The organism is Streptomyces sp. JLYT201, from assembly GCF_059448825.1.
Genome location: NZ_CM182551.1, coordinates 7,445,549 through 7,458,514, shown reverse-complemented (window position 1 = coordinate 7,458,514; position 12,966 = coordinate 7,445,549). Strand labels below are relative to the sequence as shown.

Annotated in this window: 11 protein-coding genes; 8 read left to right on the top strand and 3 right to left on the bottom strand. The window is 73.3% G+C overall.

All coding sequences use genetic code 11. From position 1 onward, the window contains the following. Positions 1 to 46: 46 nt before the first annotated feature. A complete protein-coding gene (locus AC5WAM_RS31645; protein WP_495519617.1) occupies positions 47 to 1,213 on the bottom strand; it encodes a hypothetical protein in 1,167 nt (388 codons plus the stop codon). Next, entirely contained in the window at positions 1,210 to 2,181 is a 972-nt protein-coding gene (locus AC5WAM_RS31640; protein ID WP_495519616.1) for a 5-dehydro-4-deoxyglucarate dehydratase, read from the bottom strand. The genes AC5WAM_RS31645 and AC5WAM_RS31640 overlap by 4 nt, the downstream gene beginning before the upstream one ends. Positions 2,182 to 2,464: 283 nt before the next feature. Here AC5WAM_RS31640 and AC5WAM_RS31635 point away from each other — a divergent pair, with 283 nt between their 5' ends. From AC5WAM_RS31635 to AC5WAM_RS31600, 8 genes are all read left to right on the top strand, one after another. After that, the gene (locus AC5WAM_RS31635; protein WP_495519615.1) at positions 2,465 to 3,274 is read left to right on the top strand and encodes an NAD-dependent epimerase/dehydratase family protein; all 810 of its coding nucleotides are present in this window, start codon (positions 2,465 to 2,467) and stop codon (positions 3,272 to 3,274) included. 101 nt (positions 3,275 to 3,375) lie between these two features. After that, the gene (locus AC5WAM_RS31630; RefSeq protein ID WP_495519614.1) at positions 3,376 to 4,563 is read left to right on the top strand and encodes an alpha/beta hydrolase family protein; all 1,188 of its coding nucleotides are present in this window, start codon (positions 3,376 to 3,378) and stop codon (positions 4,561 to 4,563) included. Between the two features lie 213 nt (positions 4,564 to 4,776). Continuing rightward, positions 4,777 to 5,538 carry a DeoR/GlpR family DNA-binding transcription regulator gene (locus AC5WAM_RS31625; RefSeq protein WP_495519613.1) on the top strand — a complete coding sequence of 254 codons (762 nt, stop codon included), beginning with the start codon at positions 4,777 to 4,779 and terminating at the stop codon, positions 5,536 to 5,538. 79 nt (positions 5,539 to 5,617) lie between these two features. Then, the gene (locus AC5WAM_RS31620; protein WP_495519612.1) at positions 5,618 to 6,988 is read left to right on the top strand and encodes an ABC transporter substrate-binding protein; all 1,371 of its coding nucleotides are present in this window, start codon (positions 5,618 to 5,620) and stop codon (positions 6,986 to 6,988) included. Beyond that, positions 6,985 to 7,935 carry a carbohydrate ABC transporter permease gene (locus tag AC5WAM_RS31615; RefSeq protein WP_495519611.1) on the top strand — a complete coding sequence of 317 codons (951 nt, stop codon included), beginning with the start codon at positions 6,985 to 6,987 and terminating at the stop codon, positions 7,933 to 7,935. The genes AC5WAM_RS31620 and AC5WAM_RS31615 overlap by 4 nt, the downstream gene beginning before the upstream one ends. Then, positions 7,932 to 8,861, top strand: coding sequence for a carbohydrate ABC transporter permease (locus AC5WAM_RS31610; RefSeq protein WP_495519610.1), 930 nt, complete (start codon positions 7,932 to 7,934; stop codon positions 8,859 to 8,861). The genes AC5WAM_RS31615 and AC5WAM_RS31610 overlap by 4 nt, the downstream gene beginning before the upstream one ends. Beyond that, positions 8,858 to 9,847, top strand: a complete 990-nt coding sequence (locus AC5WAM_RS31605; protein ID WP_366792356.1) for a zinc-dependent alcohol dehydrogenase family protein — start codon at positions 8,858 to 8,860, stop codon at positions 9,845 to 9,847. The genes AC5WAM_RS31610 and AC5WAM_RS31605 overlap by 4 nt, the downstream gene beginning before the upstream one ends. 323 nt (positions 9,848 to 10,170) lie before the next feature. After that, a complete protein-coding gene (locus AC5WAM_RS31600; RefSeq protein WP_495523682.1) occupies positions 10,171 to 11,409 on the top strand; it encodes a TerD family protein in 1,239 nt (412 codons plus the stop codon). Between the two features lie 62 nt (positions 11,410 to 11,471). Here the strand turns inward: AC5WAM_RS31600 and AC5WAM_RS31595 are convergent, their stop codons facing one another. After that, a complete protein-coding gene (locus AC5WAM_RS31595) occupies positions 11,472 to 12,926 on the bottom strand; it encodes an alkaline phosphatase PhoX (protein WP_495519609.1) in 1,455 nt (484 codons plus the stop codon). Between the last annotated feature and the right edge of the window lie 40 nt (positions 12,927 to 12,966).

Below are 12,966 nucleotides of genomic sequence, written 5' to 3'. Positions count from 1 at the left end.
TTCCCCGCCCACGTGAGCGATGTTGGTGCGCGGATCGTAACGGCTGTCAGGCGAGCCGCGACAGGGCCTTCTCGACGTGCGCGAGGTCCTCGTCGGAGGCGAGGCCCGCGTGGTAGAGGCGCAGTTCGGTGGCGCCGAGCGCCGCCGCGCGCCGGGCGTCGGCGGCAAGCGTCGCGGGGCTGCCGCCCAGGCCCGCCACCACCGTGAGGTTGGCGGCGAGGACGGTGTGCTCGCGCGCGCGGGCGGCGAAGGGCGCGAGCGCCTCGGGGCCCCCGGCGCAGGGCACGACCACGCCGTCGGCCACGGACAGGACGTGCTCGGGGTCGGCCCCGGCGTTGGCGCCGCAGCGGTACGTCACCGGGTCCGCGTGCAGCAGCACCGAGAAGCCGTCGGGCGCCTCGGCGCGCACGGCTCCGACCGCCGCCTCCTGGAAGGCACGGGCGCTGTGCTCGCGCCACGCGCGCGTGGCGGCCGCCGCCTCGGCACCGAGCAGCCGCTCCACGCCGGCCCAGCCGGGCCCGGACGGGGCGCCGCGCCACACCGGCTCCAGGCCCCGGCGCACGGCGGCGGCGATCCTGTCGGCGTCCAGGCCGTGCTCGCCGTACCCGGCGCGGCAGGTGGCGCAGAAGCACAGGGACATCGCGTACTCGCCCGCCTCGCCGAGCTCCACCCCCGCGACCTTGTCGTGGGCGTGCAGATGCGCGAAGCCGTACCAGCCGCACGACTCCAGTTCGGCCCCGGCCGCGCCCGGCCGGACGGCGGCCTCGGCGGCGAGGTCGACGAGGTAGGCGCGGTTCGCGGGCCGCGCGATGCAGGGCGCCCAGGGGTAGCGGTCGCCGTAGGCGTTGACCACGGCGGTGTCCGGGTGCTCGGCGCCCAGGCGGGAGTTGTGGGCGAGCACCACCCAGGCGTGGACGTCGAGCCCGGCGGCCGCCAGGGCCTCGGCGGCTGCGCCGAAGGCGTCGCCCGGCGCCCAGTCCCCCGCGGGGTACGGGCGCGGCTCCCGGCCCCGCCAGCGCCCGCCCGGCGGGTACAGGACGGCGGCGTGCCCGGCGGTGACGACGCGGTGGCGCGGGTGGCGCGGGGTGAGGGCCCGGGTGGAGTGGTAGGCGGCGGCGAGGGTCACCTGGCGCACGCCGAGGGCGGCGACGCGCTCTGCGGCCGCGGGGTCGCCGACGACGTCCCAGGGGTAGAGGAACGCGCCCGCCCTCACGCCCCGGCCTCCGCCGCCAGGGCCCGGCCCCGCTCGATGAGTTCGGCCAGGCGCTTGACGTGGTCGTCGGCCGGTTCGTGCAGCGGCGGGCGCACCCCGCCGACGTCGAGGCCGGTGAGCCGCACCCCCGCCTTGACCAGGGAGACGGCGTAGCCCTTGCCCTGGGCGCGCAGTTCCACGAAGGGCCGGTAGAAGCCGTCGATCAGCCGGGCCGCCGTCGCGTCGTCGCCGCTGTTCAGGGCCCGGTGGAAGGCGAGCGCGAGGTCGGGCAGGAAGCAGAAGACGGCCGAGGAGTACAGGCGCACGCCGATGCCCCGGTAGGCGAGGCCGGTCAGCTCGGCGGTGGGCAGGCCGTTGAAGTACAGGAACTCCCCGGGGCCCTCGGCGCGTACGGCGCTGACGATCCGCTGCATCAGGTCGAGGTCGCCGAGGCCGTCCTTGAAGCCGATGACGCCGTCGGTGCGGGCGAGCCCGAGGACCGTGCCGGGCGTGAACACGGCGTTGTCGCGCTGGTAGACGACGACGTCCAGACGGGTCGCCGCGGCCAGTTCGGCGTAGTGCCGCAGCAGGCCCTCCTGGGAGGCGGCGACCAGATAGGGCGGCAGGGCGAGCAGGCCGTCGGCGCCCGCCTCCTCGGCGAGGCGCGCGTACCGCACGGCGAGCGCGGTGCCGTAGCCGGTGCCCGCGACCACCGGGACGCGGCCCGCGGTCTCCGCGACGGCGGCGGCGACGCACTCCTGGAACTCCTCGGGCGTCAGCGCGTGGAACTCGCCCGTGCCGCAGCACGCGAAGACCGCCGCCGCGCCCGCCTCCACGCCGCGGCGCACATGGGTGCGCAGCGCGTCCACATCGACGGGCCCGACGGATCCGCCGGGCCCGAAGGGGGTGACGGGGAAGAACAGCGGCCCGCTGGGAACGCGGAGCCGGGAGGCGAGGGTTCCTGACCGACCTGACCTGCCTGACGTCACGGGCTCTCCCTAAGCGTGCACGTTTCTGATTCACGTCCATGTCCCTGAACGCGCCCACGCTAGGGCGGCTCTCCGTGCGGGTCAAGCGCGCAACCACGCCACCCAGGAACGGATCCACCGGCTCCGCGCCCTCTTGACTCCACCCGCCGCCGCTCCCTAGCGTGTCCATGGATGTGAATCCTGGCCACAGGCACGCACGGCACGGCTCCGGCCGCCCGCCGTGCCGCCCGCAGGCCGCCCCGCGCCACGCCGCCCTCTCGCACCGCCCCGAGGAGACCGCCGCATGCCCGCTCCCCGCACCGTCCTGCTGACCGGAGCCGCAGGCGGTCTCGGCACCCTGATGCGCCGCCTGCTGCCCGCGTACGGCTACGAGCTGCGCCTGCTCGACCTGCGCCCCGTCGAGGGCGAGCCCGGCGCGCTCGTCGTGGACCTCGCCGACCGGGCCGCGCTGCGCGAGGCCGTGCGGGGCGTGGACGCGGTGCTCCACCTCGCGGGCATCTCCCTGGAGTCCACCTTCGACAAGGTCCTCAAGGCCAACGTCGAAGGCACGTACCACCTCTACGAGGCGGTGCGCGAGGAGGGCGTGCCGCGCGTCGTGTTCGCCTCCTCCAACCACGCGGTGGGCTTCGCCCCGCGCCCCGTCGGCACCGACCCGCTGATCCCCGTCGACGCCCCGCGCCGCCCCGACACGTACTACGGCCTGTCGAAGTCCTTCGGCGAGGACCTGGCCCAGTACTACTGGGACAAGCACGGCGTGCAGACGGTGTCCGTGCGGATCGGCGCCTGCTTCGCCGAGCCCGCCGACGTCCGGATGCTGTCGGTGTGGATGTCTCCCGAGGACGGCGCACGGCTCTTCCACTCGGCGCTCACCGCCCCGGACGTCGGGCACACCGTGGTGTACGGCTCGTCCGCCAACACCCGGCTGTGGTGGGACCTGGAGCCCGCGCGGGCGCTCGGGTACGAGCCCCGGGACGACTCCGAGCGGTTCGCGGCGAAGCTGATCGCCGAGCACGGGGAGCTCGACCCCGCCAACCCCGACCACGCGCACCTCGGCGGCCGCTTCTGCACGAACCCGCCAGTGTGGCCGTATTGAGCCTCATCCCGTGAGGGGACGGCGCCCTCAGACCGGGGTCGGTCCCGGGTCAGACCGTCGGCTGACGTGCCCGAACAGCCGCACCCCTAGCCTGACTTGACATGACAACCGCCCGAAAGACCACGCGCGGCCGTGCCGTCGCGACCGTGCTCGCGCTGGCCCTCGCCCTGCCGCTCGCCGAGGCGTCGGGAGCGCTCGCCGCGCCGCGGACCGCCGATGCGCCCGCCACCACCGACGCACCCGTCGCCCGGCCCGAACTCCCGCGCCCCACCGGCAAGTACGCCGTGGGCCGCGACACCCTGCACCTCGTCGACAAGAGCCGCAAGGACCTGTGGGCGCCCGAGGAGCCGCGCGAGCTGATGGCCTCCCTGTACTACCCGGCGAGAGGAGAGGGCGGGCGCGCCACCGCGTACACGTCCCTCAAGGCCGCCCGCGCCCTCCTCACGTACTACCACCTGGACGCCCCGCCCGCCGCCTACAGCGCGACGCGCACCTACGCCCGCACGGGGGCGCCCGCCGCGCCGGGCCGGTTCCCGCTGGTGCTCCTGTCGCCCGGCTTCACCGCGCCGCGCTCGACCCTGACGCACCTCGCCGAGGACCTGGCTAGCCGCGGCTACGTCGTGGCCACCGTCGACCACGCCCACGAGGCGGCGGGCGGGGAGTTCGAGGGCGGCCGCATGCCGCCGTGCCTGGGCTGCGACCCGGACTCGACCGTTCCGGGGCCGCGCATCACCGAGAACCGGGCCCGGGACCTGTCGTTCGTCCTGGACCGTCTGGTCGGCGGCACGTCCGGCAAGGCGACCTGGCGGCACGCGAAGATGATCGACCGCAAGCGGATCGGCTCGGGCGGCCACTCCATCGGCGGCGCCGCCACCATGGCCCTGATGAACACCGACCGCCGGGTGCGGGCGGGCATGAACATGGACGGCGGCATCCAGATCAAGCCGGACGGCCTGCGCGGCCGCCCCTTCCTGATGCTCGGCACCGAGCTGACCACGAAGCCCGACGGGCCCTACCACTGGAACGACGCCTGGCCCCTCATGGACGGCTGGAAGCGCTGGCTCGCGGTCGCCGGGTCCGGGCACTTCACGTTCACCGACGCCCCGGTCGTGCTCCAGCAGCTCGGCGTGGACGAGGACCCCGAGGCACCGATCTCCGGCGAGCGCGCCGAGCGGATCACCCGCGCCTACGTGGGCGCCTTCTTCGACCGGCATCTGCGGGGCATCGAGCAGCCGCTCCTGAACGGCCCGACGGCCGAGCATCCGGAGGTGACGTTCCACCAGCCCTGATCCGTGCGTCCGGTGCGGGCGGCAAACGGGCGCCGTCCGCACCGCGAACGGACCCGCGCGCCGTCGGCGCCGCAGCTCAGGGCCGCCCCGGGCGGGCACACCCGGGCATCATCGAGTCCGCTTTCCGCCTGTTCAGCCCAGTGATCGCCCTGTAGAAACGTCCCCACGGGCCCGAACGGTCACCCGGAACGAGCCAGGGGAAGAGGTGGCACCATGACGGCGGAGGAGCGCCAGCGGCAGATCGTGCGCGCGGCTCGCCGCTCGGGATCCGTCGACGTCAGCGCCCTGGCCGTCGAGCTGGGCGTCGCAAAGGAGACCGTACGCCGCGATCTGCGTGCCCTGGAGGACCACGGCCTGGTCCGGCGCACCCACGGCGGCGCCTACCCGGTGGAGAGCTCGGGCTTCGAGACCACCCTCGCGTTCCGCACGACCATGCACGTGCCGGAGAAGCGGCGGGTGGCGGCGGCCGCGGCCGAGCTGCTCGGCGACGCCGAGACCGTGTTCATCGACGAGGGCTTCACCCCGCAACTGATCGCCGAGGCCCTGCCGAAGAACCGCGAGCTGACCGTGATCACCGCGTCGCTCGCCACGGCGGGCGCCCTCGCCACGGCCGACCACGTCACCGTGCTGCTGCTCGGCGGCCGGGTCCGCCCGGGCACCCTCGCGACCGTCGACCACTGGACCACCCGCATGCTGGCGGGCTTCGTCATCGACCTGGCCTACATCGGCGCCAACGGCATCTCCCGCGAGCACGGGCTCACCACCCCCGACCCGGCGGTCAGCGAGGTGAAGGCGCAGGCGCTGCGGGCGTCACGGCGCGTCGTGTTCACGGGCGTGCACACCAAGTTCGGGGCGGCGAGCTTCTGCCGGTTCGCCTCCGTCGGCGACCTGGAGACCATCGTCACGAGCACCCTCCTGTCCGCGTCCGAAGCCCACCGCTACGCGCTGCTCGGCCCGCAGGTCATCCGCGCCTGAGCACACCCGTCCCCTCTCCTTCCGGGCTCCCGCATGCCCTGCGGCACCCCAAATACCCCCTTTATCCCAGGAGCGATTCATGCGAACCCAGAGCCGACGGAGGCGCGGGCCCCTGCTCGCCGCTGCCGCCGCAGGGACGCTGCTCGTCCCGTCGCTGTCCGGCTGCTGGGCCGGCGCGGGCGGGTCCGGGTCCGGCGGCGACGCCATCAACGTCCTGATGGTGAACAACCCACAGATGGTCGAGTTGCAGAAGCTCACCGCCGCGCACTTCACCGAGGAGACGGGGATCGAGGTGAACTTCACCGTGCTGCCCGAGAACGACGTCCGCGACAAGATCAGCCAGGACTTCGCCAACCAGGCCGGCCAGTACGACGTGGCGACGCTCAGCAACTACGAGATACCCATCTACGCCAGGAACGGCTGGCTGCACGAGCTCGGCACCTACGCCCGCAAGGACCGGGCCTTCGACCAGGACGACATCCTGCCGCCGATGCGCCAGTCCCTCACCGGCGCGGACGGCAAGCTCTACGGAGAGCCCTTCTACGGCGAGTCGTCGTTCCTGATGTACCGCAAGGACGTCTTCGACAAGGCCGGGCTCACCATGCCCGCGCGCCCCACCTGGCGCCAGGTCGCCCGCCTCGCCGCCCGGGCCGACGGCGCCGAGGCGGGCATAAAGGGCATCTGCCTGCGCGGCCTGCCCGGCTGGGGCGAGGTCATGGCGCCCCTGACGACCGTCGTGAACACCTTCGGCGGCACCTGGTTCGACAAGGACTGGAAGGCCCGCCTCGACTCCCCCGCCTTCGAACGGGCCACGCGCTTCTACGTGGACCTCGTACGCGAGCACGGAGAGTCCGGGGCGGCGCAGTCCGGGTACGCGGAGTGCCTCAACAACCTCACCCAGGGCAAGACGGCCATGTGGTACGACGCCACGGCCGCCGCCGGATCCCTCGAATCCGCCACGTCGCCGGTCAAGGGGAAGATCGGCTACGTGGCCGCGCCCGTGGAGCGCACCCCGAGCTCCGGCTGGCTCTACACCTGGGCCTGGGGCCTGCAGAAGGCCTCCCGGAACCAGGACAAGGCCTGGAAGTTCATCTCCTGGGCATCCGGCAAGGAGTACGAGGAACTCGTCGGCGAGAAGATCGGCTGGTCCAACGTGCCCGCGGGCAAACGCGCCTCCACGTACGCCGACCCGCGCTACCGCAAGGCGGCGGCCGCCTTCCAGGGCGTGACCCGCGCCGCCATCGCGGGCGCGCGGCCGCGCGACCCGGGCGTGCAGCCGCGGCCCGCGCCCGGCATCCAGTTCGTCGGCATCCCCGAGTTCACCGACCTCGGCACGAAGGTCTCGCAGGAGATCAGCGCGGCCATCGCCGGACGCACCTCCGTCACGTCGGCCCTCGGCAGGGCCCAGGACCTCGCCGAGAAGATCTCCGAGGAGTACGAGGGCCGATGACCGCCGCACCGACAGCCACCCGCACGCCCCCGCGCGTGCCCGGCTCCCCGCCGCGCCCCTCGCCCCGGCTGCGCGCCTGGGTCACCCGGGCCCCGCTGCTCCCCGCCCTCGTCTTCATGATCGCCGTGACCCAACTGCCGTTCGTGGCCACCCTGGTGATCTCGTTCTTCGACTGGAACGCGCTCTACCCGGACGCGCGCAGGTTCACCGGCCTCGCCAACTACCACGAGGTCCTCGCGGACGCCGACCTGCGCAAGTCCGTGCTGACGACGGTCCTCCTGACGGCGACGGTCGTCCTCACCAGCCTCGTCGCCGGGCTCGGCCTCGCGCTGCTCCTCGACCGCAGGTTCCGCGGCCGGGGCGTGGTGCGCACCCTGCTCATCGCGCCGTTCCTGCTCGTGCCGGTCGCGGCGGCCCTGCTGTGGAAGCACGTCCTCTACAACCCGGAGTACGGCCTGTTCAACGGGGTCCTGCACTGGGTGGGCGGGGACGGCGCGGCCCAGCCCGACTGGATCTCCGACACCCCGCTCATCGCCGTCGAGCTGGCCCTGATCTGGCAGTGGACGCCCTTCATGATGCTGATCCTGCTCGCCGGGCTGCAGAGCCGCGACCCCGAACTCATCGAGGCGGCCCGCATGGACGGCGCGGGCAACTGGCAGGTGTTCCGCCATCTGACGCTGCCCCATCTGCGCCGCTACCTCGAACTGGGCGCACTGCTCGGCTCGATCTACATCGTGCAGAACTTCGACGCCGTCTTCACGATCACCTCCGGCGGCCTGGGCACCGCGAACCTGCCCTACACCGTCTACCAGAGCTTCTACCAGGCCCACGAGAACGGCCTGGCGTCCGCCGCCGGGGTGCTCGTCGTCATCGGGTCGATCGTCATCGCGACCTTCGCGCTGCGCGTGGTGTCGTCGCTGTTCCGCGAGGAGGTGTTCCGCGCATGACCGATGCTTCACGCACGACCGGTGCGCCGGGCACGACCGGTGCGCCGGGCACGACCGGTGCGCCGGGCACGGCCGCCCGACGGGCCCCACGGGCCCCCCGCGCGGTCCGTGCCAGGAGGCTCGGCCTCGGCCTCGCCGCGTGGCTGGCCGGGATCGTGTTCTTCCTGCCGATCGCGTGGATGGCCCTGACGTCCTTCCACTCCGAGGAGGACGCGGCGACCAACCCGCCCGCGCTCGCCGCCTCGCTCACCCTGGACGGCTACCGCGAGTTCTTCGGGGCGGGCGGCGGCGCGAGCCCCTGGCCCTCGCTGATCAACTCCCTGGTGGCGTCGACGGCGTCCACCCTCCTCGTCCTGGTCCTCGCGCTGCCCGCGGCGTACGCGCTGTCCGTGCGCCGGGTCCGCAAGTGGACCGACGTCCTCTTCTTCTTCCTCTCCACGAAGATGCTGCCGGTGGTGGCGGGCCTGCTGCCCCTCTACCTCTTCGCCAAGAACACCGGCCTCCTCGACAACATCTGGCTCCTGGTCCTCCTCTACACCTCGATGAACCTGCCGATCGCCGTCTGGATGATGCAGTCGTTCCTGTCCGAGGTGCCGGTGGCCGTCATCGAGGCCGCCCATGTCGACGGTGCGCGACTGCCCACCGTCCTGACCCGGATCGTCGCGCCCATCGCCCTGCCGGGCATCGCCGCGACCTCCCTGATCTGCTTCATCTTCAGCTGGAACGAACTGCTCTTCGCCCGGGTGCTCACCGGCGTCGTCGCCCAGACCGCACCCGTGTTCCTGACCGGCTTCATCACCAGCCAGGGCCTGTTCCTGGCGAAGGTGTGCGCCGCGTCGCTCGTCATCTCCCTGCCGGTGCTCGCCGCGGGGTTCGCCGCCCAGGACAAGCTGGTCCAGGGCCTGTCGTTGGGAGCCGTCAAGTGAAGGCCGCCATCATCGAGTCCGTCGGCACCGCGGTGGTCGGCGAGGTGCCCGACCCCGCGCCGGGGCCGCGCGACGTCGTCGTCGAAGTCGCCGCGTGCGGCCTGTGCGGGACCGATCTGCACATCCTCCAGGGCGAGTTCGCCCCGACGCTGCCCGTCGTGCCGGGGCACGAGTTCGCCGGCTCGGTGGTGGACGTCGGCACCGGCGTCACGGAGCTGCGGGTGGGCGACCGCGTCGCCGTCGACCCCTCCCTGTACTGCTACGAGTGCCGCTACTGCCGCACCGGCCACAACAACCTCTGCGAGCGGTGGGCGGCCATCGGCGTCACCCGGGCCGGGGGCGCCGCCCAGTACGCGGTGGCTCCCGTCGCCAACTGCGTACGCCTCCCCGACCACGTGCGCACCCAGGACGCGGCGCTCATCGAGCCCCTCTCCTGCGCGGTGCGCGGCTACGACGTGCTGCGCGCGCGGCTCGGGGCGCACGTGCTGATCTACGGCTCCGGGACCATGGGCCTGATGATGCTGGAGCTGGCCAAGCGGACGGGGGCGGCCAGCGTGGACGTCGTCGACGTCAACCCCGACCGGCTCGCCACGGCCAAGCAGCTCGGCGTCACGGGGGCGGCCACGCGCGCCGACGAGCTCGACCGGCCGCGCAGGTGGGACATCGTCGTCGACGCGACGGGCAACGCGGCGGCGATCCAGGACGGCCTGGGCCGGGTGGCCAAGGCCGGCACGTTCCTGCAGTTCGGCGTGGCCGACTACGACACCCGCGTGGCGATCGACCCCTACCGCATCTACAACCAGGAGATCACCATCACCGGCTCCATGGCGGTCCTGCACAGCTACGAGCGCGCCGCGGAACTCTTCGCGAACGGCGTGCTCGACCCCGACGTCTTCATCAGCGACCGGCTGCCGCTGACCGACTACCCGGAGGCCTTGGCGAAGTTCGCGGCGGGCGAGGGCCGCAAGATCGTGGTGCTTCCCTGAGCGGATTCATCGGCGCTCCGCGCCTCGTCCTCAAGCGCCGGACGGGCTCAAAGTCCCCGGCACAGGCCGCCTGTCGTCCGCGGACCGCGGATCAGTCCGGCCCGCGGACGAGATCCGGCCCGCACCGGCACCCATCCAGCCCGTCCGGCGCTTGAGGACAAGCGCGTCAGCGCGTTGGGGGGCAGGGTCCCAGGGGCAGCGGCCCCTGGTTCGGGGAGGGGCGGGTCTGGGGCGCGCCGCGAGGGTCACTCGGCTGCGCGGAAATGGCACCGAGGTAAGGGAACGGCAAAGTCCCTCCGCTCGTTACCCCAGGCATGACAGCTATGACCCCCGGCTCGAACATCCCGCTCGCCGCGACCCGCGTCGCCGTGGACGTCTCCGCCCCCGTGCGGCTAGACGTATCGGGCCTGCTGCTCACCGCCGACGGCAAGGTGCGCTCCGACGACGACTTCATCTTCTACAACCAGCCCACGGGCCCCGGCGTGGCCTACCGCTCCGGCGGCGGCAGCACACCGGACGCGATCACGGTGGACACCGGCGCCGTCCCGCCGGGCATCGAGAAGATCGTCGTCACGGCGAGCCCGGACGCCGCGGGCCAGACCTTCCAGGGCATCGAGCCCACCGCCACGATTCGCAACGCGGACGACGGCTCGGTCCTCGCCACCTTCACCCCGCCCCAGCTCGGCGCGGAGACGGCCCTGGTCATCGTGGAGATCTATCTGCGCAACGGCGCCTGGAAGGCCCGCGCGGTCGGCCAGGGCTATGCGAACGGCCTCGCGGGCATCGCCACCGACTTCGGCGTCTCGGTCGAGGAGCCCGCCCCGGCCACTCCGGCCGCCGCGCCCCCGGCGCCCACCGCCCCCGCCATGGCGCCCCCGTCCGGCCCGCCGGTCCAGGGCCCGCCGCCGCCCACCGCGGCCCCGCAGCACGCGGCCCCGCCGGCCCCCGCGGCCGCGGCCCCGGCCGCCCCCGCACCCGGCGCCGGGAAGATCAATCTGGACAAGGGCCGCGTCAGCCTCCAGAAGAACCAGACGGTGTCGCTGGTCAAGGGCGGCCGCCCGCTGCTCTCCCAGGTCAAGATGGGCCTCGGCTGGGAGCCCGCGTTCCGCGGCAAGGACATCGACCTGGACGCCTCGGTCATCGCGTACGGCCCGCAGCGCAACCACATCGACAGCTGCTACTTCGGCAAGCTGTCGATCCTGCACGGCTCCATCAAGCACTCCGGTGACAATCTCACCGGCGAGGGCGGTGGTGACGACGAGGTGATCGTCGTGGACCTCGGCCGTCTCCCCCAGGAGGTCAGCGGCCTGGTCTTCACCGTGAACTCGTTCTCGGGCCAGAAGTTCACGGAGGTCGCCAAGGCGTACTGCCGCCTCATCGACGCGGCCACCGGCGAGGAGCTGGTCCGCTTCGACCTGACGAACGCGGAGGCGCAGACCGGCGTCATGATGGCGAAGCTGATCCGCCAGTTCTCCGGCGAGTGGGAGATGACCGCCATGGGCGACTTCGTGAAGTCCCGCACGGTCCGCGGCATGGTGAAGCCCGCCGCGCAGGCCCTGTAGCCGACGGCGGGGCGGGGGCCGGGACGCGTCCCGGCCCCCGCTCTTCGGCCGGGCGGCCGGGGTCAGGGGCGCTGGCGCCGCCACGGCCCGGTGATCGCGAACATGATGCCGGGGGTCTGGATGTTCGCGTACAGGATCTTGCCGTCCGGCGAGAAGGTGACGCCGGTGAACTCGCTGTAGGCGGGCTTCTCGGGCGTGCCCTCGTTGAGTTCGTTGCGGGCGATCGGGTAGGTGCGGCCGCGCTCGGTCGCGCCGAACAGGTGCTGGATCCCGTCGCCGTCCTCGGCGAGGACGAGCCCGCCGTAGGGCGAGACGGTGATGTTGTCCGGCCCGTCGAAGGCGCCGTCCTTGCCGGGGTCCTGGTTCACGCCGAGCAGCACCTTCAGGGTGAGGGTGCGCCGGCCCGGGTGGTAGAACCACACCTGCCCGTCGTGCTGCGCGCCGGGGCTCTCGGCACGGGCGTACGAGGAGACGATGTACGCGCCGCCGTCGCCCCACCACATGCCTTCGAGCTTGCGGGCGCGCGTGACGGCGCCCGCGGCGAACTGCTTGCGGACCGAGACGGTGCGGGCGTCGCGGTCGGGGACCTCCACCCAGTCGACGCCGTACACGGTGCCGATCTTCGTGGCCCTGGACAGGTCGTCGACGAACCGGCCGCCGGAGTCGAAGCACTTGGGCGCCTTCAGGACGCCCGCGTCATCGGCGAGGGAGCGCAGCTTGCCGCGGCCGTGCTTGAAGCCGTGCGGCGGGGTCCAGCGGTAGAACAGGCCGTTGGGGCCCGCGGCGTCCTCGGTCAGATACAGGTGGCCGCGCTTGGGGTCGACGACGACGGCCTCGTGGGCGTAGCGGCCGAGGGCCTTGACGGGCCGGGGATCGCGGTTGGCGCGCCGGTCGTAGGGGTCGACCTCGAAGACATAGCCGTGGTCCTTGGTCATGCCGTTCTGGCCGGCCTTGTCCTCGGTCTCCTCGCAGGTCAGCCAGGTGCCCCACGGGGTGGAGCCGCCCGCGCAGTTGGTGCTGGTGCCCGCGACGCCCACCCACTCGGCGACCTGGCCGCCGCGCCGGTGCTCGACGACGGTGCAGCCGCCGGAGGCCGCCGGGTCGTAGACGAGTCCCTCGGTGAGCGGGACCGGGTACTTCCACTTGGCGCGGGCGCCGCTCAGCTCGTGGTTGTTGACGAGCAGCGTCACCCCGCGCGGTCCGTCGAAGGTGGCGGTGCCGTCGTGGTTGGAGGGCGTGAACTCGCCCGTCTCCAGCTTGGTCCTGCCGCTGTACGTGAGGACGCGGTACGAGAATCCGGCGGGCAGGGCGAGCAGGCCCGCGGGGTCGGGCACGAGCGGGCCGTAGCCGGGCCCGCCGTGGCCGTGGCCGTCCGCGTCGGCCGCGCCGCCCACGTCGAGGTCCTGTGCGGCGAGTGCGCCGGGCGCGGTGGCGAGCGCGCCGACGCTGCCGGCGAGCGCGACGCCCGCCCCGGTGAGCGCGGATCGTCTGGCGAAGTCCCTGCGGGTGAGCGACATGGTTTCTCCTCGGGCCTGAGGGAGCGGATGCGGGCGTTCG